At 57.0% G+C, this 20,256-nt stretch carries 17 protein-coding genes; 12 read left to right on the forward strand and 5 right to left on the reverse strand.

Annotation, left to right across the window (positions count from 1 at the left end; translation table 11 throughout):
- Window positions 1–28 precede the first annotated feature (28 nt).
- Window positions 29–250 carry a DUF3185 domain-containing protein gene (locus tag RBR25_RS07290; RefSeq protein ID WP_432818885.1) on the forward strand — a complete coding sequence of 74 codons (222 nt, stop codon included), beginning with the start codon at window positions 29–31 and terminating at the stop codon, window positions 248–250.
- Window positions 251–388: 138 nt separating this feature from the next.
- The gene (locus tag RBR25_RS07295; RefSeq protein ID WP_432818886.1) at window positions 389–538 is read left to right on the forward strand and encodes a lmo0937 family membrane protein; all 150 of its coding nucleotides are present in this window, start codon (window positions 389–391) and stop codon (window positions 536–538) included.
- A 46-nt stretch (window positions 539–584) separates the two neighbouring features.
- Here the strand turns inward: RBR25_RS07295 and RBR25_RS07300 are convergent, their stop codons facing one another.
- Window positions 585–1,634: a S1 family peptidase gene (locus RBR25_RS07300; RefSeq protein ID WP_432818887.1), complete on the reverse strand. Its 1,050-nt coding sequence runs from the start codon at window positions 1,632–1,634 to the stop codon at window positions 585–587.
- A gap of 320 nt (window positions 1,635–1,954) precedes the next feature.
- Here RBR25_RS07300 and RBR25_RS07305 point away from each other — a divergent pair, with 320 nt between their 5' ends.
- The 5 genes from RBR25_RS07305 (at window position 1,955) to RBR25_RS07325 (ending at window position 7,628) form a co-directional block, all read left to right on the forward strand.
- Window positions 1,955–2,305, forward strand: coding sequence for a putative quinol monooxygenase (locus RBR25_RS07305; protein ID WP_432818888.1), 351 nt, complete (start codon window positions 1,955–1,957; stop codon window positions 2,303–2,305).
- Between the two features lie 130 nt (window positions 2,306–2,435).
- The gene (locus RBR25_RS07310) at window positions 2,436–2,750 is read left to right on the forward strand and encodes a BON domain-containing protein (RefSeq protein ID WP_432818889.1); all 315 of its coding nucleotides are present in this window, start codon (window positions 2,436–2,438) and stop codon (window positions 2,748–2,750) included.
- Window positions 2,751–2,902: 152 nt separating this feature from the next.
- Complete coding sequence (locus RBR25_RS07315) at window positions 2,903–4,690, forward strand: alpha-amylase family glycosyl hydrolase (protein ID WP_432818890.1); 1,788 nt, start codon at window positions 2,903–2,905, stop codon at window positions 4,688–4,690.
- A gap of 55 nt (window positions 4,691–4,745) precedes the next feature.
- Complete coding sequence (locus RBR25_RS07320) at window positions 4,746–6,281, forward strand: B12-binding domain-containing radical SAM protein (protein ID WP_432818891.1); 1,536 nt, start codon at window positions 4,746–4,748, stop codon at window positions 6,279–6,281.
- 66 nt (window positions 6,282–6,347) lie between these two features.
- A complete protein-coding gene (locus tag RBR25_RS07325; RefSeq protein ID WP_432818892.1) occupies window positions 6,348–7,628 on the forward strand; it encodes a sensor histidine kinase in 1,281 nt (426 codons plus the stop codon).
- Between the two features lie 105 nt (window positions 7,629–7,733).
- Here the strand turns inward: RBR25_RS07325 and RBR25_RS07330 are convergent, their stop codons facing one another.
- A complete protein-coding gene (locus tag RBR25_RS07330) occupies window positions 7,734–8,240 on the reverse strand; it encodes an arsenic resistance protein (RefSeq protein WP_432818893.1) in 507 nt (168 codons plus the stop codon).
- A gap of 430 nt (window positions 8,241–8,670) precedes the next feature.
- Between RBR25_RS07330 and RBR25_RS07335 the strand changes: the two genes are divergently transcribed.
- The 3 genes from RBR25_RS07335 to RBR25_RS07345 are packed head-to-tail and all read left to right on the forward strand — an operon-like array spanning window position 8,671 to window position 11,025.
- Window positions 8,671–8,913, forward strand: a complete 243-nt coding sequence (locus tag RBR25_RS07335) for a hypothetical protein (protein WP_092056689.1) — start codon at window positions 8,671–8,673, stop codon at window positions 8,911–8,913.
- Window positions 8,906–10,099 carry an Arm DNA-binding domain-containing protein gene (locus tag RBR25_RS07340; RefSeq protein ID WP_432818894.1) on the forward strand — a complete coding sequence of 398 codons (1,194 nt, stop codon included), beginning with the start codon at window positions 8,906–8,908 and terminating at the stop codon, window positions 10,097–10,099. Before RBR25_RS07335 ends, RBR25_RS07340 begins: the two co-directional genes overlap by 8 nt.
- A complete protein-coding gene (locus RBR25_RS07345) occupies window positions 10,096–11,025 on the forward strand; it encodes an HD domain-containing protein (protein WP_432818895.1) in 930 nt (309 codons plus the stop codon). The genes RBR25_RS07340 and RBR25_RS07345 overlap by 4 nt, the downstream gene beginning before the upstream one ends.
- A gap of 39 nt (window positions 11,026–11,064) precedes the next feature.
- Here RBR25_RS07345 and RBR25_RS07350 read toward each other — a convergent pair whose 3' ends face one another.
- The 3 genes from RBR25_RS07350 to RBR25_RS07360 are packed head-to-tail and all read right to left on the reverse strand — an operon-like array spanning window position 11,065 to window position 17,061.
- Window positions 11,065–14,247, reverse strand: a complete 3,183-nt coding sequence (locus tag RBR25_RS07350) for a tyrosine-type recombinase/integrase (protein WP_432818896.1) — start codon at window positions 14,245–14,247, stop codon at window positions 11,065–11,067.
- Entirely contained in the window at window positions 14,240–16,570 is a 2,331-nt protein-coding gene (locus RBR25_RS07355) for a hypothetical protein (protein ID WP_432818897.1), read from the reverse strand. Before RBR25_RS07355 ends, RBR25_RS07350 begins: the two co-directional genes overlap by 8 nt.
- The gene (locus RBR25_RS07360) at window positions 16,567–17,061 is read right to left on the reverse strand and encodes a hypothetical protein (protein ID WP_432818898.1); all 495 of its coding nucleotides are present in this window, start codon (window positions 17,059–17,061) and stop codon (window positions 16,567–16,569) included. Before RBR25_RS07360 ends, RBR25_RS07355 begins: the two co-directional genes overlap by 4 nt.
- Before the next feature lie 365 nt (window positions 17,062–17,426).
- On the opposite strand from RBR25_RS07360, the gene RBR25_RS07365 reads away from it, so the two are divergent.
- On the forward strand, window positions 17,427–19,823 hold the full coding sequence (locus RBR25_RS07365; protein WP_432818899.1) for a type I restriction-modification system subunit M: 2,397 nt from the start codon (window positions 17,427–17,429) through the stop codon (window positions 19,821–19,823).
- On the forward strand, window positions 19,820–20,179 hold the full coding sequence (locus RBR25_RS07370) for a DUF1016 N-terminal domain-containing protein (RefSeq protein ID WP_432818900.1): 360 nt from the start codon (window positions 19,820–19,822) through the stop codon (window positions 20,177–20,179). The genes RBR25_RS07365 and RBR25_RS07370 overlap by 4 nt, the downstream gene beginning before the upstream one ends.
- The last annotated feature ends 77 nt before the right edge of the window (window positions 20,180–20,256 follow it).

The following is a 20,256-nucleotide window of genomic DNA, read 5'->3' on the forward strand; positions in this document are numbered from 1 at the left end:
ATGTAACTACGAGGGGAGGTGAACACCCATGAAAACATACACATCTTTCGGCATCATCCTCATCGTCGTGGCGGTGATCGCCTTTGCCTATCAGGGCATTTCCTACACAACCCGCGAAAAGGTTGTCGATCTCGGTCCCTTGCAGATGACGGCGGAACGGACCAGAACGCTGCCGCTGCCGCCGATCGTCGGGATTATTGCCCTGGTTGGTGGGATCGTGCTGCTGGTCATGGGAAGGAAGAACAGTTGAGGCAGGACAAAGTGGCGTTGTCGGGACAGGTTCGAAAACCCCGGCGCGCGACCGCCTATTGAAGGTTAAACCCAAGCGACGGAACAACTGCGGACAACCGTTGGCTGCGGGAAAAAGCCGTCCGGAAAGGAGAATTATATGTTGTGGACAGTCGCCGTAATCCTGATCGTGCTGTGGGCGTTGGGCCTGGTGAGCAGTTACACGATGGGTGGGTTCATTCACATCCTGCTGGTTATTGCCGTAATCGTGGTGCTGCTCAATATCATTCGGGGGCGTCGGGTTTTATAACCGCGCCGGGTTTTTCTCGGCTCCCCACGGCACCCCGTGGGGAGCTTCATTGCAAAATCTGGGCGCAGACATGGGCCGCGAGGGCGGCGTTATCGGCGTACCGGCGCATCCACGAAGCCGTGGCGTTGTACTGTCGCAGCAGCTCCGCCGCTTTGATTTTCGCGTTTGCCGTGGCCTGGTAGGCATCGCCCTGCCACTGGGCCTTCAGCACTTCCTTTTCGGTAAACGCCGTGATTTGTTCGTACAGTTCAAGGGCTCGCTCATACTCGGCGGTGTCGAGCGGAAAGAAATCGTCCCAGCCGACATTGTCGATGCGCACGCCAAAGCGTCGGACTTCGACGAAGCGGGTGCTGCGCGTGGTCCAATCGACCTCGGGGGTTTGCGTCGCGTAGGTGGCCATGCCGACCACCGCGTTGTAGGGGTAGGCGATGATCGGGCTGCCCGAGTTGCCCTCGACGAAGGCGGCGTCGATTTCGATTTTATCCGGGCCGATACCGAGCATCTTGCCGCGCAACGTGGTGACTACCCCGGCGCCGGCGCTGTTGCCGAAGACAACGACGGCTTCCTGATTGGTGACGTTGCCCATGTCCTGGTGGATGTCCAGCCAGGTCAGATCCTCGGTATTCTCCAACTCGTAGGCGACAATGTCGCGATCCCGGCAGATGTTGATCCGCGTCTGCTTGAGTTCCTTTCCGGCCACGGTGCGGAAGCGCAAAATCCGATTGCCGAAGAGCACGTGGGCGTTGGAAAAAATCACCCGTTTCCCCTTGAATTCAGCCAGGAACCCCGTGCCGACCATGTGGTCGCCCTCGATCACCACCACGCTTTTCAGATAATCCTTGTCGAACCGCGCGAACTCCGCTTCTTCGGCGGCCTTGCGCTCGTTTTCGAGTATTTCCCGCGCGGCCAGCGCCGCCTGACGGGCCATCTCCTCCCCGGCGGCCTGGGCCCGGATCAACGCGGCCTCGCGCTCCACGGTCACTTCCCCGGGCGGTATTTGCGGCGCAAGGGGAGGGGGGGGGGCGGCCATCCCGATCCGGGCCAGCAGACAGAGCGACAGGGCTATGAAAAACGCGTTTTTGCGTAAAAGGGTCATGATCTTCTCCCGATTCCGGTCCTGGGTTAGTCTACAGTGTACCGCTCCATTTCATCGATGCAAAGCCGGGGACGGAGGAACCAGCGGATCGCCTTCACCGGACTCCGTCAAATCCGGCGATTCTGTTAAATGTGGTGGGTTCCGCTGACGGTTTTTGTTGGGTCCGGCCCCGTCTCTGTCCCTATCCCCTCACAATATCAAGCCATTACACTTTTCGTCGCGGCTGATTTCCGCCGGCATGGTCGTTGCGAGGTACCTTTACATATCCCCGTCATGAAAGGAGTCGGCCCGATGTTTTTAGACACTGTGGGGAGGCCTTCATGCAGGCTTTACGCTTCAAGGTGAAGACCATGATCGACGCTACCATCAAGCTGACGGTGCCACCGGAAAAACGTAAGGAGATTCTGCAAACCATTACCGCGATCCTCGGCCCGATCCGGCTTGAAGGAGGTTGCCTGGGCTGCAATTGCTATGTCGATATCGAGTCGGAAAACCGCATTTTCTTCAAGGAGGAATGGCAAACCAGGGAGAGTCTGGATGCCCATCTGCGGTTCGTCCATTTCGGCGTACTGCTCGGCGCGATGAGTCTGCTCGCCGAGGAGCCGGAAATCCGCTTCGACACTATCGCCGCCACGGCGGGGGTAGATGATTTGATCAAGCCGCACACATAACGGCAAACGCTCTCGTCAGGGCGTCGTTTCGAGAAGGTCTTGCCCAAGGAGGAACAGCGAATGGCGCGGTTCCCCGCCGGGAAGGCTTTTGCACCACAAGCAGGGTTCACCATCACCAAGGAGAAAACACATGTTAAATTTAAGTCGGATTATGAAGGGTCTGGTTCTGTTGGTCGTAATGACCGCGTTCCTCGGTTGCGCCTCCACCCGTAAGCAGGCAAGTGTCGGTGAATATGTCGACGACACCGTCATCACCACCAAGGTCAAAGCCGCTATTTTTGACGAACCGACCCTGAAAATGATGCAGATCAACGTTGAAACCTTCAAGGGTGAAGTTCAGTTGAGCGGTTTTGTCAATTCGGCGCAAAGTGTCAACAAGGCCGGCGAGGTGGCCCGGGGCGTTGGCGGGGTGAAGGGCGTCAAGAACGATCTGATTGTAAAATAGTCATTCTCCCTTATCATCTGGAGGGGAGCACCGACAGGCGGCAAGGACGCCGCCTGTCGGTGTGGTTTCGCGGCGTGATTCAACGGCCGGCGGAACCTTTCGGTTTTTTATTCTTCACAACCCGAGGCGGTGAAAAGCTAAAGGACGGAATTATGAACGCTGAAGAAAAAATCCAGGGGATGGGGGCGATTCCGCACGCAAAGGGCGTCGCCTTTCGCGTGTGGGCGCCTCACGCCCAGAAGGTTGCCGTCATCGGCTCGTTCAACGACTGGGCCGGGGAAAAGCATCCGCTGCAATCCGAGGAGAACGGCTACTGGTACGCTGATGTGGCACAGGCGAAAATCGGCGATCAGTACAAGTTTCTGCTGACGACGGAGCAGGGCGACCTTAAACGCATTGACCCCTATGCCCGCGAGGTAACGAGTTCGATCGGCAACGCCATCGTCCACGATCCGCACTTCGACTGGCAGGACGACGACTTTCATCTCGCCTCGTGGAACGCCGTGGTCATCTATGAACTGCATGTCGGTACTTTTAACGACGAGGAAGACGAAGATCATCCGGGCAAGTTCGCCTCGATTACGGCCCGATTGGGACATTTGAGGAAACTCGGCGTCAATGCCATCCAGATCATGCCGGTAGGCGAGTTCGCGGGTGAACGGTCGTGGGGTTACAATCCCGCCCACATCTTCTCGGTGGAGACCGCCTATGGCGGCGCGCTGGGGTTCAAACGGTTCATCAAGCGCGCTCACCAGGAGGGCATCGCAGTCATTCTCGACGTCGTTTATAACCATCTCGGCCCCAGTGACCTCGATCTCTGGCGCTTCGATGGTTGGTCCGAAAACGATCGCGGTGGAATCTATTTCTTCAATGACGAGCGGGCCATCACCCCTTGGGGCGAGACCCGTCCCGATTATGGACGGGGCGAAGTCCGCCAGTATCTCCTCGATAACGCTTTGATGTGGCTCGAAGAGTACCACATCGACGGGATCCGCTTCGACTGCACCCAGTTTATCCGCACCGTCAACGGCTCCGACGAGCAGGACTTGCCCGAGGGCTGGAGTCTGCTCCAGTGGATCAATAGCCAGGTCGCGGAGAAATTTCCCGGCCGGATCACCATCGCCGAAGATCTGCAACACAACAAGTGGCTCACCAAGGATGTCGGCGCCGGGGGTGCCGGGTTCGGTTCCCAGTGGGATGCCATGTTCGTTCACCCCATCCGTCAAGCGGTGGTCACCGCCGAGGACGAGCACCGTTCCCTCGCCGCCATCCGCGACGCCATCTCCTATCGTTACAACGACGACGCCTTCGACCGGGTCATCTACAGCGAATCCCACGACGAAGTGGCCAACGGCAAGGCGCGCGTCCCCCAAGAGATCAGCCCGAATGATCCCACGGGCTGGTATGCGCGCAAACGCTCGACGCTGGCCGCCGCCATGGTCTTCACCTCCCCCGGCATCCCCATGCTTTTCCAGGGGCAGGAGTTTCTCGAAGGCGAATATTTCCGCGACACGGTTCCCGTCGATTGGGATCAGTGTCATGAGTTCCACGGCATCATCCGCCTCTACCGCGACCTCATCCGGCTGCGGCTCAATTACGATGGCTTCAGTCGCGGGCTCTGCGGGCAATTCACCCAGGTCTACCACCTGAACGAAGAGCGCAAGGTCATCGCTTTCCATCGCTGGGACCAGGGCGGCCCGGCCGACGACGTCGTGGTCGTCGCCAACTTTTTCCATGAACCGCGCGCGGATTACGTCATCGGCTTTCCGGCGGCGGGGATCTGGAAGCTGCGCTTCAACAGCGATTGGCAAGGCTATAGCGACGACTTCCAGGGGAATCCGAGCAGCGACATCGCGGCTGAGCCGGGTGAGCGCGACGGCTTTCCCTGTCAGGCCGCGCTCACCATCGGCCCCTACAGCGTGCTGATTTTTTCCCGGTAACCTTGGGGCCGGGCATCATCTTTGTTTAAAAAATAAATAATTTCGGAGTATTAAAATGAAAATTCTTCTCGTTTACCCGTATTATCCGACCACGTTCTGGAGTTTCCGGAACGCTATGAAATTTATCGACCGGAAGGCGAGTTTCCCGCCGCTGGGGCTGATGACCGTGGCGGCGATGCTGCCCGAGTCCTGGGACAAGCGTCTTGTCGACATGAACGTCTGTTCCCTCGAAGACGACGATCTCCTCTGGGCTGATTACGTCTTTATCAGCGCCATGACCATTCAACGCCCATCGGTTCGTGAGGTGATCGAGCGTTGTCGACGGCTCGAGGTGAAAACCGTCGCCGGCGGCCCGCTCTTCACTTCCTGCCACGAGGATTTCCCCGAGGTTGACCATCTGGTGCTGGGCGAAGCGGAGATGACCCTGCCCTTGTTTCTGAAGGATCTGCGCCGTGGGATGCCCCGCCGGCTCTATGTCGCCGAGGGCTGGGCACCGCTCAATGAAACGCCTGCTCCCCTCTGGGATCTGGTGGCGATGAAGGATTACGCCGCCATGAACATCCAGTACGGACGGGGCTGCCCCTTCGACTGCGAGTTTTGCGACATCACCGTACTCTACGGCCGCAAACCGCGCAGCAAGCCCCTGGACCGGATTCTGGCCGAACTGCAGGCCCTTTATGTCTGGGGCTGGAAGGGCGCGGTCTTCTTTGTCGACGACAACTTCATCGGCGACAAGGCGAAGCTGAAGCGGGAGGTTCTGCCGGCCCTGATCGGTTGGATGAAGGCGAGGAAGTATCCCTTCTATTTCTACACCGAGGCGTCCATTGATCTGGCCGATGATCCCGAGTTGATGGAACTGATGGTGCGCGCCGGCTTCGAGGAGGTCTTTATCGGTATCGAAACGCCCAATGCCGAGGGGCTGGCCGAAAGCAACAAGGTGCAGAACAAAAACCGCGATATGATCGCCTCCGTCAAACGCATCCAGCAAGCTGGGCTTCAGGTGCACGGCGGCTTCATCGTCGGCTTCGACAGCGACCCCCCGTCGATTTTCGACCAGCAGATCCGTTTCATCCAGGAAAGCGGCATTGTCACTGCCATGGTCGGCGTGCTCTCGGCCCTGCGCGGGACCAAACTCTACCGGCGTCTTGAACGGGAAGGGCGCCTGCTGAAGGATTCCTCCGGCGACAACACCGCCATCGACATCAATTTTATTCCGCACATGAAACCCGAGATTCTCATCGCCGGTTACCAGAAAATCCTCAACACCATTTACGATCCCAAGCAGTATTACCGACGCGTGATCCAGCTTTTCAAGGAATACCGGCCACGACCCCAGGCGAGTTTTCACCTGCAGAAGGGGCACTTGGGAGCGCTTTTTAAATCGATGCTCTTTCTCGGGGTGCTCGGCAAGGAACGCTTCCATTACTGGAAACTCTTCTTCTGGTCGCTCTTCCGGAAACCGCGCCTTTTCCCGCTGGCCATCACCTATGCGGTGTACGGTTTCCACTTTCGCAAGGTCGCGGAAAAAATCAAAGGCTGCGGGATGTTCGACGGCAACGAAGGCTGGGGTGCCAAAAACGGCTATGTTTGAGGGCGTCCGGGCGGGATGAGGGGACGGGGGAAATTCGGGGGATACTGACCTATGAAAGGGCCGGTAATGGTAACTGACAAAAACCTTTTAGAAGGCGAAGCCGCTGAACTGCGCTGCCGCGCGGAAAACTATCTGATCGCGCAAGAGGCTAAAGAGGAGGTTTCCCGGACAGACGATGAAAGTCGCCGTCTTCTTCATGAACTGCAAGTCCACCAGATCGAACTGGAAATGCAGAACGCGGAGCTGCGCCAGGCTCGGGATGAGGCGGAGAAGGCTTTGGTCGAGTACACCGACCTCTACGATTTTGCTCCCATCGGCTACCTGACCATCGACCGCGCCGGAACCATCCAAGGCGCCAACCTCACCTTCGCGAGCCTTGTCGGCCTCGAACGCTCCCGGCTCCGCGGCCGGCATTTCGGGCGATTCGTCAGCGCCGAAGCCCGGTCCTCTTTCACCGAATTCCTCGAAAAAATCTTCACGAATAAAGGCAAGGAGGTCTGTGAACTGGCTCTCCTGAAGGCTGCATCGCCCCCGCTTTTTGTCTTGATCGAAGCCGTGGCTGACGCTTCAGGGCAGGAGTGCCGCGCCGCGATCATCGATATTTCCGCGCGCCGTCAGTTGGAGGCGGAACTGGAAACGGTGCATGCCGATCTTTCCGCCCGTGCCGCCGAGCTGGAAACCGCGAACATCGACCTCGAGGCGTTCAACTACAGCGTCTCTCACGATCTGCGCGGGCCGTTGACCATCGTCGCCGGTTTTTGTGATGTGATCGACGGTGTGTACGGGAATCAACTCCCCGGGGAATGCCGAGATTATATCCGGGAAATCCATGACGGCGCCATGTGCATGAATCGGATTATCGAAACCCTGCTCAAATTTTCGAGCGTCAAGCGCGTGGAAATCCTTCATAAAAAACTGAGTCTGAGCAAAATAGCCAAGGATGTGGCCAAGGGGTTGCACGTCGCGGAACCGGAGCGCCGGGTAACCTTTCGCATCGCCCCGGGGATAACCGCCAGGGGGGATGCGGAGCTGTTGCGTTTGGTTCTCGATAACCTGATCGGCAACGCCTGGAAGTATTGCGGCAAAGAGGAAAAGGCTTTCATCGAATTCGGCGTGACCGAAGTCGACGGGAAACCGGCCTATTTCGTCCGGGATAACGGGCCGGGCTTCGACATGGCGCTTGCCGCCAAGCTGTTTCTCCCTTTTCAACGGCTTCCCGGAATCAAAGTCGCAGGCCACGGCATCGGCCTGGCCACGGTGGACCGGATCATCAGCCGCCACGGCGGCAAGGTCTGGGCCGAAAGCAAACCGCGCGAGGGCGCGACCTTCTATTTCACCCTGGGATAATCCTTTTTCCGTGTAACCGTGCGAAGGCAATCAGCAAGGCCCGGTCAAATGACCGGGCCTTGTTTGATCCTTTGGAAAGAAGTCGTTGCCGGTAGCCCGAGCCTGTCATCCTGCCCGAAATTCACCTTCATTGCTAAAATAGCGGCGCTGGAACCAGAAGTCGACGTTGACCAGGGCGATCATCACCAGCACTTCCACCAGCGGGCCGATGACCGCAGCGAAGGCGGCGCTGGAATTGAAGACGGCGATGGCGATGGCCAGGGCCAGGGCCAGGGCCAGGGCCAGGGCCAGGGTCGTTGTCCTGCTGTAGTTCGCCCCGACCTTTTTCCCCATCCAAAAAGAAACCAGGAACATCACCACGAAATAGATCAGCAGGGGAAGGGCGATACGCACCACGTCAAGGGGAATCCGCACGATCAGATCTCCTTTGAGGCTGAACATGACGACGATGGTGAAGAGCAGGGCGATCAGAGTGATGGGGCTGATTTTCGGCACCACCACGGCGTGGTAGCGCTCCTTACCTGCGTATTCCGGCACGATTCCGACAGGAAAGCGGCCACCGTTCCGGCGGAAATCCGGACGGCATTCCGGTTCGATCCCGGCCACCACCATTCCGGAGCTATCCGGTCAGTGCCTAGGAGGGTGGGGGTAGTTGAGAAGGGTCGCTTGACTTCATGATCAAGCGGTGCTAGATACGTCTCATGAACGTAGAAGAGCGAAAAAAGCGGGTTAAGCATCGCCTGGTGGATTTGGGAATCTCCTTTCGCGAGTGGTGTCGCCAGGAGGGGATTTCCCATAGTGTCGCGCGCGATATCGTCAACGGCCGGCTGGACGGGAGCCGGTCAGAGCAGACCCGGCAGATTAAGATGAAAATCCAGGAAGTTTTCGGAACCGATATTTTTTGAGAAAATTCTGCATTTTTTTGTATTGACTCTACGACCAATGGATGTATTCTGATTGCAAGTCGAGGAGATCCTCTTAGCCGTTGTCCGGTTTTTTTTGGGGTCTCTATACGTCCAATGTTCGCATAAGGAGGTTTCTAATGGACGAGCGCAGTTATCTAACGGTCGAGCAACTGTCGGAAAAAATCCACTATGCCCCGCGCTATATCCGCGAAAGGCTGTTGAAAACGGTTTTCCGCGAAGGGGTGCATTTCTTCTATCCCTTCGGGGGGCGGCGCATCCTGTTTATCTGGGAAGCCATCGAGCGGGACATGATGGTGCTGAAGGCGCCCGATGAACTGCCGACGATTCCCTTGTCGCGGGGAGGGGTCTGCCATGGGTAGTGTTCGAACCAGGAAGGAAACGGGGCTGCTGTTTTTCGATTTCAACTACAAAGGGTTCAGGTGCCGGGAATCTACCAAGCTGCCCGAAACCGCCGAAAATCAGCGGAAGATGGAAAAGATGCTCAAGCATATCGAAGCGGAAATAACCCTGGGAAGCTTCGAGTATCGTAAATATTTCCCGAACTCGAAAATGCTTCAGAAGTTTGAACTCAATGAACCTCCCTCCGTATCCGCAGGGCCGGAGCAGGATGGAAGTGATGCCCCGTTGTTCAAGGAGTTCGCAGAGGAATGGCTGTTCGAGAATGTCGTGCGCTGGAAGCGGTCTTATACGGCCAATATTCGCGGCATTCTGGATAACTACCTGGTGAAAACCTTCGGGGGAAAAAAAGTCAGCTGCATCACCAAGGGGGAAATTCTGAAATTCCGTTCGTCTCTCGCCAAAGTTACCAACGGAAAACGAATTTCACCTGACCGGATCAATCACATCATCACGCCTTTGCGGATGATTCTCAATGACGCAGCTGACAGATACCACTTTACCACGCCTTTTTCGGGAATAAAACAACTGACGGTGGCGGATACGCAGGTTGACCCGTTCCCCCTCAAAGAGGTCTGGCAGGTCATCAACAACGTGCCGAAACGGTTCATGGATTACTACATCGTGCGGTTCTTCAGCGGGATGCGCACCTCGGAGATCGATGGTCTGAAATGGGAATATGTCGACTTTGACCGCCGGGAAATTCTGATTCGGGAGACGCTGGTCAGGGGGCAGGTCGAAACGACGAAGACCGTCGGGTCGGCACGCGCCATCGCCATGTCCGGTCCGGTCTATGAGGCGCTGAAACGGCAGCACCGGAAAACGGGAACGAAATCCGAATATGTCTTTTGCACCGCCAAGGGCACACCCTACAACTACAGCAATATTACGACCCGGGTCTGGTATCCCACGTTGAAGAAACTGAAGTTCAAGCCCCGGCGGCCCTATCAGACCAGGCATACTGCGGCAACGTTGTGGCTGGCTTCCGGCGAGAACCCCGAATGGATCGCCAAGCAAATGGGCCATACTTCGACCAAGATGTTGTTCACGATCTACAGCCGGTTTGTCCCGAACGTGACGCGCATGGATGGGACGGCATTCGAGTCGCTGATTTCCGCTGATGCATTTCTGTTGCGGGAGGCGTTATGACCGACTTGGGACTGGCCGCCGGCCAATCGGTGCATGCCGCCTTCCGAGTTCATCGCCCGCAACCCAAGATGGCGCAGAACGGCAAGAAGTATTGGTCGCTTGCGCTTGAAAACAGCAGTGGCGCGATTCGTGCCCATATCTGGGAAGATCGATATCGTGGGCGGGAATTTTCTCTGGACGAAAGCAAGAAGATCGAGGTTCAGGGCCGGGTGCGGGAATTTGACCGGAAGTTGATCGTGGATATTCATGACTGCCGGGAAATCACGCGCCCGGAAAAGGACTCGTGGAGTCTGATTCCAAGCCGGTGGTTTTCGCAGCCCGGCGACGCGGAGCGTTTGCATTTTCTGACGGATCAGATTGAGACGACGGCTTTACGGGATTTTCTCGGAGGAATTTTTGCCGACGATGGGCTGGCTTGGTCATTTTTGACCTTGCCGGCAAGCCATCGCCACCACCATTCGTGGCGAGGCGGTCTCTTTTGCCATAGCCTCGAATGCGCGGAGATAGTAGCCGTCGTGCCCGGATTTCGGCATGTCGAAACCGAGTTGGGGATGGTCGCGGCGCTGTTGCACGATATCGGGAAAATCCGGACTCAGGGCTCAGGCACCTTGCGGTTTCAGCAGCGGGTTCTGTTGCCGCATGATATTTTTACGCTGGAAATTCTTTCGCGGCATCTGGAACGACTCGATCAACAATGGCCCGAAGGGGCAATCTCATTGCGTTATCTGCTGACCTGGAAGCCCGGCCGCACCGTTCCCGCCATGACCATGGCCGAAATAATTGCGTGTGCGGATCGTGCCAGTGCCGGACAGGACCGGGAGCGTCAGGCTTTTTCCGCCCTTCCCAAAGGCTCTCACTTGGTGATCGAGAACAGGATCAACCGTTGGAGAACGCCTGCTCCCCCCGAGGTGAAAATCGGGGCCTGATCTGGAAAGATGAATGAGGCGGGGGCTATCACTCGATTATTATCGGTGGGTAGCCCCTTTTTCACGGACGAGATCCTGATCGGTCAGCAACAATATCGCCAGAAGGTATATCGCCGACCGGAAGCCATAATTGGCATAGTAAATCCCGTTTTTTGGATCGGTTCTTTGATCGTCCGGATCAATGACTTTCATGTCGAAACGCTTATTCCTGGGTTTTCCGGAATTCGGTTGATCTTGGACCACAGTGGCGGAATTTCCAAGGTAGTTGTCAAGGGCTCTATTGTTCTTTGCCGCATCGAAAGCATTGGTTTCCGGATAGACGACGGTAATAATGAGTTCTTCCCGTTTTATCCCCAATGATCGCAATGTTTCGACAGCCTTTTTCAGGGCAACATCGCTGTCATATCGGATCGCCTTGTGACCGATATGGTAATTCCGCAAGAAGTACAGCAGAAACTCCATTAGGTTGTCTTTTTCGGCCTTGACGAGCTTACAGCCACGGAAAAAGACCTTTTTCCCCATTGCTTTTTCAGCCTTCGTCTTGCAGGGACTGGGAAAGACAGAAATTCCGTTCTTGATAGTCGCTACATTGAGATGCCGAGGTATGTTGTCGTCTGTTTTCAGGGTTCGGATCCAGTTCGCGACTCTGTGCCATTGGTGAAACGTCTCCACCGATAGGTTGAGACTATTGGCAACCCCGTCAACCGGTTTGTTGGCCGCCAGGGCGGCAAGAACCCCGGGGATCGCTTGATACATCTGCACATAATCGATGAGCTGAACCGACACCTGGCCGGCAAGGGGGGCGAGGAGCGGTTTCCGCAGCGAATATACGTAGGGATGAGGCAGGCTGTTGCTCCGCGATACATATTGGGAGAGGCGAAATTTCCCGGATTCACTTCCGGAACCGCTCCTGCTGCGGTCCTGATGGTAAATTTGCGCTAGGCTGAGTCCGGTCAGGGAGGATATGGCGGCGGCGGATACTTGGGGCTCGCAGTGTTCTGCCAACAGGCTCTGCCCGAGTATCCAGTCCAGCAGATGGACATAGTGCTTCAGGGTGGTCTCCGGAGATTCATGGCCCACAAGGCGAGCCAGTTCATACAGCAGTTGCCGCCCGGCCGATCGATTGTGGAGCAGTTGCTTGCGTAAGTTTTGGCAGGCGTTGAGCTCAAAATCGGGGTGTCGGGCGAAGGGGGCTCTCCGCTGTGGCAAATCGGGCATCATCAGGCGCATCAGAGTCCAGGAGGCAAAGGAATGTCGAAGATGGTGGAATCGTAGGGTGGTGTCGCCCGTCACCTGGTGCAAAGCCATTCTTATTGGGGTCATCAGGGCCTTTTCGACACCCAGGGGCTCTGGTGCATCGAACATCAGAGCCTCGGGAAAAGCACTCCCGACCACGCTGGTACGGTAGTCTACCCAGTCCTTCAGGCTTTGGAGTTGGTCGTCGCTCAGCAGGGCATGGAGCGGTAGTCGCCGGACGGATGACGAGGATTTGGTCCGGCCGTAGCGGCTATTGCGGACCAGCAGTTCAGGACAGGAGCCGGGGTGAAAATCGCACAGCCGCAACTTCAGACATTCGCCGCGGCGTAGCCCGCACCGGAACGCCAGCATGGCGATGAGCGAGCGCATTTTCTGCAGGGTGTCGCCAGTCTGGTCGGGAAGCAAGACCTGTTGCAGCCACTCATATTCGGTGTAGCTGATGACATTGGCGTCCACATTGATTCTGCCGTTATGCGACGATATCAAATCGTCGAAATCTACCGGGGGAGCGCCGAACCGAAACTGCAAAAAGCCGTGGAAGCGCTGCAATGCCTCCGCGCAGCGTTGCGCGATCAGATTATGAGAATGAGCTTTCGGCGAGGGGGGGCAAAGGGCAATCGCGTCGGCGTAGAGATCATGGAGTTCCTCCGCATCCATGGTCACGAGATCCTCGTCTGCGGCGCTCGTGATCAGGTAGATGGCCACGTCCGCCATGTAACTCAAGGCGCTTGCAGGGCGCAAATGGCCCTTCTCCCTCCCTGGGTAGTAGATTAGTTCGTGTTTCTTTATCGCGGTTACAAGGTCAATTCCCCAGCGGAGGATGTAATCCAGGGATGGGAGGAGTTTTCCCGCATGTTGGTGTAGGTACGACTCTATCTCGGCTCTGAAAGCGGCATGTGTACCGGACTTAGCGCGTTTGCCGGATTTAGCGTGTTTGGCGAGCTTTCGCTGCAATGCACGCCAATAACCTATCTGGCGAGACTGATCCAGGTCGGATGGACATCCGGAAATGACAGTGACAGGCATGACCGGCATTGGCGAGCCATCTGAATCGGTTGCTGATGCCTGGCGATGCAAAGCCAGGCAGGTGTGAAGGCGCTGCCAGGTGGCCTGGGGCAAGGATACAGAGGTGACGATTCCTCGACCGTAATCGACGAGGACGGGGGGGATTCTCAGGGCCAGCCGGTGATGACATTGTTGTCGTAATCCAGCGACCGAAAGAGTCAATTTACTCCCTATATGCCGCAGATAGGCCTTGATCGCCTGGTCCGGGTGGCGGATTTCCCCGACAAACTGATGATCGCTCTGTTGGTCGCGCCACCACCTCTGGATCAGGGCTTGGGTCACGGGGTCGGCGAACCACAGATTATGTCGATCCGCGCTGTCGGGAGTTTTCAGCGGGACCACGAGGTCATGGCCGGCGGTCTCGCATGCACTCGGTAAATTAGCGGCCAGAGTCTGTAGGTTCGGCGCATCCAGCATGCCGCCATAGAGCATGGCGCTGAGCAGGATCTGCCCGTAACGGGCTGCGGACGTGGGGGGCGCCGGATTGTGCAGATCCCGCACAATGGCCTCGGCGATCGAGTTTGCCTCCGCGACGTGAAACTGCCCAGGAAGGTACCGGTTTTTCGGTCGTCGGGTGAGGTAGGGAACAGAGGGGAGATGCACTGTCCATTGCAGATTGGCTCGGCCGTATTCCAGGAGTCTCCGGAAAAAGTAGATCCTATGGAAATACACGTCTGTGTCCACATTCGCTTGAAGGAGGTCGGCGAATTCCTCGACCTGCTCGCGGTTGAGGCAGACGCCTCCTTGGCCGGCGTGGGCATCCGGGTAATGACGCGCCAACAGGTCCAATACCTCGCGGTGGATCTGTATCACGGTATCGGGTGATCCGGTGCTGGGGACGAGATCCAGCCATATGTCGTGATTCGCGGAAGCAGAGTCGTCGAAGCCCATGTCAGTCATTTTTTGCGACTCCTTCAATCGGCTCGAACCCGAGATGATCGAGAAGTTCTTGCACGTGGGTAGATAGTGACAATCGGTACTGATGGGGGGACAGTGCAGAATGCTGTGCCCATGGTTCTTCGCCGAGGAACCAGTGCCCCAGATATGCGTTTATGACTTCCGGCGATGCTCCGCGTACTAATAGCCATGACCGCAACATGTGGCGGTTCCCATTTTCCGCGATGGTAATCGGCGTCGGCAGGTCGGAAAAGTCATAAAGCCTCTTAGGGGTGATTGCCGCCGGACTTCCGTTTTCGTCGAGAAAGAAAAACCGGTCTTGCGCTCTGGTAAAAAAATCATTCCTGACGTTCGCCATGATCGAGGCGACGAGTTTCGAGTGATTCCGGTAGAGGAGGTATTGTCTGTGGCAGTCGGGGGGTAACCAGACAAGGCGTGTGTGATAGCGGTCGTCGCTATCTTTATCGCTGATGACGCAGAAGCCCGTTTCATGGTCGATGTTTTCGCCGTCGGGAAACGGGTGGGTCACCGCGCGAATGCCCGTGGCATAGGCGATGAAGATCGCAGTATAGCGAGTCAGGGCGTTGTGGTATTGGATCAGATTCCTATGGTCTTTGTTTCCTGCATAGAAATCTCGCCAAGTACAGGTTTGTTGTCGAAGCTGCGCTACGAGTGATTGGACTGTTTCACGCTTGGGAACTCTGGAAGAACCTATGTCTGGATTTTGAGGGAGGTTTTTTCCCGGATGGTCTTCGAGAGGCGCGGGAAAGATTCCCTCCCAGACTTTTATGTAGATCGATGTCAGTCGGATTCCGGTCTGTCGGGTGTAGTGGGATACGACCGTGCCGAGATAGGCCGATTTTCCGGTGATGTACATGGCGCTGGCGACATCGGCTCCTTCCTGTTTCTGGACTTGTTCGAATAGATAATGGCTTACTCGTTCTCTGGTTAGCCTCGTCCCATACTTTTTATTTATCCCAGTAATAATTGTCTGTATGTCCGTTTGCAGCGCGGAGATGTCCGTCAAGGCACCGATGGTGTCGGAGTAAGACAGGGCCAGATGTTGAAAAACCGCATGGGTGCATTGCGGCAGGGGCAAGATCAGGCATGTGCCTTTCGGCGTCTCATCGCCATAGTCGACCGAATAGGGGACACTGACCCAGTACCATTGACCATGGCGATGTAGCAGGCCGGACCGAGGGTGGTCGGGAGGGTCGCCATGGTAGATCCTCATGTCGGCTACCTCATTTACCGATTTTCCGCAAAAGAGCATTGTCGCCATCGTCGTGGCTAAGACATCGTTTGGATTGGTTGTTTTAGAGTTCGATGTCTGATTGCGACTAAGCCAATCGATGGCATCCCAAAACCGCATAACCTCATTCTGGGTCAACCCCTGCCAGTGGTGGGGCAGGGCTTGATTTCGGTTAGTCAGGGCGGTGCGTGCCGCACGCTGTGTATGCAAAATCTGTTGTGTCAAGCTCTGTAGCTGTTGCCTCGGCTCGCTCGCGGCGATCATATCGGGGTAGTGACTGATTTCGCCCTCCGCCAAGAGCTTTTCTTCTTCGTCCGGGTCTTCACGGCGCCGTGAGATCAGGGTGATTTGCGTAGTTCCTTGCAGCTGTTCTTCGTCCAGTCCGAGGTCATCGTATGGGCGAGAAGTCAATCGATGACGATAGGTTGTCGTTCTCCTCTCGCCGCCCTCGCGGCGGGGCGCCGCTTTCGTGTAGATATAGCTTAATAATGTGCATACCGGCGCCAGAACCTCGGCCAAGGAAGAATTGAGGATTTCTTTTCGCAGAACTGTGGGGTCACAATGCAGATCTATCCCTGACAAAGAGGTATCGGTCTCGAAAGCCTTTCGTAGCGCACCGGGGGCAGTCACCAGTACATTGCGGTACTCTGCGTTCTTTTCTGCTTTCTCTCTTATGATGGATGCTGCGATAACCTCGTGGGCAAGCAGTTCTAAGTACGCCGTCGTCACCTCTCGCTCGCCCTGCAAGACGGTCCAAATGGCTACATAGACGGCGTTTTTTTCAAAAAGGCCCCAGAGGGGGGACCGTTTTTTGCCTCTTTGTGTAGCAGCAGTGGGGGCCTGCATCAGCGAGGCGAGCGTGGTAGCCATATCCACCCATTGCCGGTCGGGCTGAAAGTTCCGGTAATAGTGGCCAAAGCTCTCAACTTTATCCAACAGCTCAGGGAGGGGGCTCAGGATTCGATCGAGGCCATCACCACCTTCAGGGAGATCGATCATTGAAAGAAAGCTATCGATACTACTAGCTGGAAAGCCTTCCCCTAGTAGCGTTTGTTTAACTTGGTCTCTGGTCATCTTCTTGCCTTTCTGCCTCGGAAAACCGTCTCTTTGGTCACGCTAAGAGCCGCTGAAAAAGTCTTTTGCGTAGTGGCAACAAAGAGTTTCTCGTGGGTAGTATGGTCCCGACGCCGCAGCTCGGTCAACAGCTCGCCCAGGTCACTCTTCCGGGCGATGCCGGTGATTATCGAGGATGCCATGATGTCGACTGCGATGTACAGACGGATTCGTTGCGCTCCCGGATTCTTGATTACCCGGATGGGTACTTCGGCTTCGACACCCAGAACGCTTGCCGCTACGATGAATGTACGATGCCCGGAGATGTATTCCCATGCTCGTCCCTGTCGAATCGCGATGATCGGCAGTGTCTCCAGCACGACCTCGATGGCTGCCGGCTGGATGAGCCCCGGGTCACGCAGCAGATAGTCGGTTTTCGCCATCGTCGCGCCGTAGGACTCATAACCCTCGTGGCGGCGCAGTTTTTGGATCGGTACCCTGTGTATTTCCATCGTCCTCCTCCTTTGGAGCTTTCGCTAAGGTTGAGGTCGATTACACACCGGGAATTCTCGTTATCGTCCGTTGATAAGGCGCCTTTTTCCGCCTTATTTAACGACTGCCCCTCTTGGACGTGGTGAAAACGGGCAATAGTTGGCACCGCTTAATCATTTGTCGGCCATTCCGGTTGACAGAGAAGGGCCGAATTCCAGGGGCCGGGATTGGGGTCATGTTTCGGTGGACGATTGCTGCCGGCTCCTGTCCCCCCGGTTAGTTATTCCTTTGCTCGGGGGGTGTTGGGTGGCATAATGCCCGGGTTTGTCATGCTATCGTTCGTCTCGGACAATCCCTTCCAGCATAAACCAGGAGTTATTTCACCTTGGCCATCAAGAAGTCCGAACTCTATTCCTCCCTTTGGGCCAGCTGCGACGAGCTGCGCGGCGGCATGGACGCCGGCCAGTACAAGGATTACGTCCTCGTCCTGCTTTTCATCAAATACGTCAGCGACAAGTACGCCGGTGTTCCCTATGCGCCCATCACCATTCCGGACGGCGCGGGCTTCAAGGATATGGTCGCCCTCAAGGGCAAGCCGGACATCGGCGACCAGATCAACAAAAAGATCGTCGCCCCACTGGCCAATGCCAACAAGCTTTCCGACATGCCGGATTTCAACGATGCCGGCAAGCTCGGCAGCGGCAAGGAGATGGTCGACCGGCTCACCAACCTCATCGCCATCTTCGAGAACAAGGCCCTCGACTTTTCCAAGAACCGCGCCGATGGCGACGATATTCTGGGGGATGCCTATGAATATCTGATGCGCCACTTCGCCACCGAGAGCGGCAAGAGCAAGGGGCAGTTTTACACCCCGGCCGAGGTCAGCCGGATCATGGCGCGGATTGTCGGCATCAAGGAGGCCAAGACCAGCGCCGACACCACGGTCTATGACCCCACCTGCGGTTCCGGGTCGCTGCTGCTCAAGGTCGCCGATGAAGCGGCAACGCCCGTCACCCTCTACGGGCAGGAAAAGGACGGCGCCACCAGTGGTCTGGCGCGGATGAACATGATCCTGCACAACAACCCGACCGCCCTCATCGCGCAGGGGAACACCCTGACCGATCCCAAGTTCAAGGGGGGCGACACCCTCAAGACCTTCGATTACGTCGTCGCCAATCCGCCCTTTTCCGACAAGCGCTGGAGTACCGGCCTCGATCCCCTGCACGATCCTTACGAGCGCTTCACCCATTTCGGCGTGCCGCCGGACAAGCAGGGGGATTACGCCTACCTGCTGCACATCGTCCGTTCCCTCAAAAGTACCGGCAAGGGCGCCTGCATTTTGCCCCACGGCGTGCTCTTTCGCGGCAACGCCGAAGCCGAAATCCGCCGCAATCTGGTGCGTAAGGGCTTCATCAAGGGGATCATCGGCCTGCCCGCCAACCTCTTCTACGGCACCGGCATCCCCGCCTGCATCGTCGTCATCGACAAGGAAGATGCCCACAGCCGCAAGGGGATCTTCATGCTCGACGCCGGCGGCGGTTTCATGAAGGACGGCCCCAAGAACCGCCTGCGCAGTCAGGATATTCACCGGATCGTCGATACCTTCAACAAACAGATCGAAGAGCCGAACTATTCGAAAATGGTCTCCTTGGCCGAGATCGAAAAGAACGACTACAACCTCAACCTGCCGCGCTATATCGACAGCGGGCAGACCGAAGACCTGCAGGATATCGCCGGGCATCTGCAAGGGGGCATCCCCCAGGCCGATGTCGATTCCCTGAAAAGTTATTGGGATGTTTGTCCGCAACTCAAGCAGACCCTGTTCAAGCCCAACCGCCCCGGCTATCTCGACCTCGCGGTGGAAAAAGCCGCCATCAAGACCGCCATCTACGAGCATCCCGAGTTCGCCGCCTTCATCGCCGGCATGAACGCCCACTTCGGTGCCTGGCGCAAGCAGAGCGCCGCCAACCTCAAGGCGTTACAACCCGGCTGCCATCCCAAAGAGGTCATCCACGTTCTCTCCGAAGATCTGCTCGCCCATTACGCCGGCCAACCCCTCATCAACCACTACGACGTCTATCAGCATCTGATGGACTACTGGGCCGAGACGATGCAGGACGACTGCTACCTCATCGCCGCCGATGGCTGGAAGGCCGAGACCTATCGCTTCATCGAGACAGACAAGAAGGGGAAGGAGAAGGATAAAGGCTGGACCTGCGACCTCGTGCCCAAGCCCCTCATCGTCGCCCGGTACTACGCCGAGGAGCAGGCGGCCATTGACCGCCTGGCCGCCGAACTCGAAAGCGTCGGCGCCCAACTCGCCGAGCTGGAAGAGGAGCACGGCGGCGAGGAGGGGGCCTTTGCCGAGTTGGAGAAGGTCAACAAGGCCAACGTCGCCGCTCGGCTCAAGGAGGTCAAGGGGGATAAAGAAGCCAGGGACGAAGCCGCCGCGTTGAGTGCCTGGCTGAAGCTGGCCAATGAGGAGGCCGAGGTGAAGAAGCGCCTCAAGGCCGCCGAGGCGGAGCTCGACGCCAAGGCCTACCACCACTACCGCACACTCACCGAGGACAAGATCAAGACCCTGGTGGTCGACGACAAGTGGCTCGCCACCCTCGATGCCGCCATTCACGGCGAGATGGATCGCGTCAGTCAGCAGTTGACCCAGCGGGTGAAGGAGTTGGCCGAACGCTACGAGACGCCGCTGCCGCGAATGACCGAGCGTGTGGCCGAGTTGGAGGCGAGGGTGAAAATCCACCTGGAGAAGATGGGGTTTGCACTATGAACACTCCAAGCACTCTCCTGCCAGCGGATTACGCCGCCTGGCTGGCTTCCCTCAAAAAACGGATCAGCGGTGCCCGACAACGGGCGCTTCTTGCCGCGAACGAAGAGCAGATCCGGCTCTACCACGAAATCGGCGCGGAAATTTTACAGCGGCAAAGCCATCATGGCTGGGGCGCCAAGGTCATCGACCGGCTTTCATCCGACCTGCGGGCCGAGTTCCCGGACATGAAGGGTTTTTCCAGCCGCAACCTCAAATACATGAAGGTATTCGCACAGGTTTGCCCGGAACTTCAAATTGGGCAGCAAACCCCCCTGTGTCAGGATAGATGTCGCCTCTCTTTGAGAGCCTTTGAGTGAACCCCGAGGGGCTGAAAGTGAAATTGTATGACTCACTATTCTGAAGAGTTAAAGACGAGTCTCATCGCCCGGATGCT

This window comes from Trichloromonas sp., assembly GCF_034006665.1.
Lineage (GTDB): Bacteria > Desulfobacterota > Desulfuromonadia > Desulfuromonadales > Trichloromonadaceae > Trichloromonas.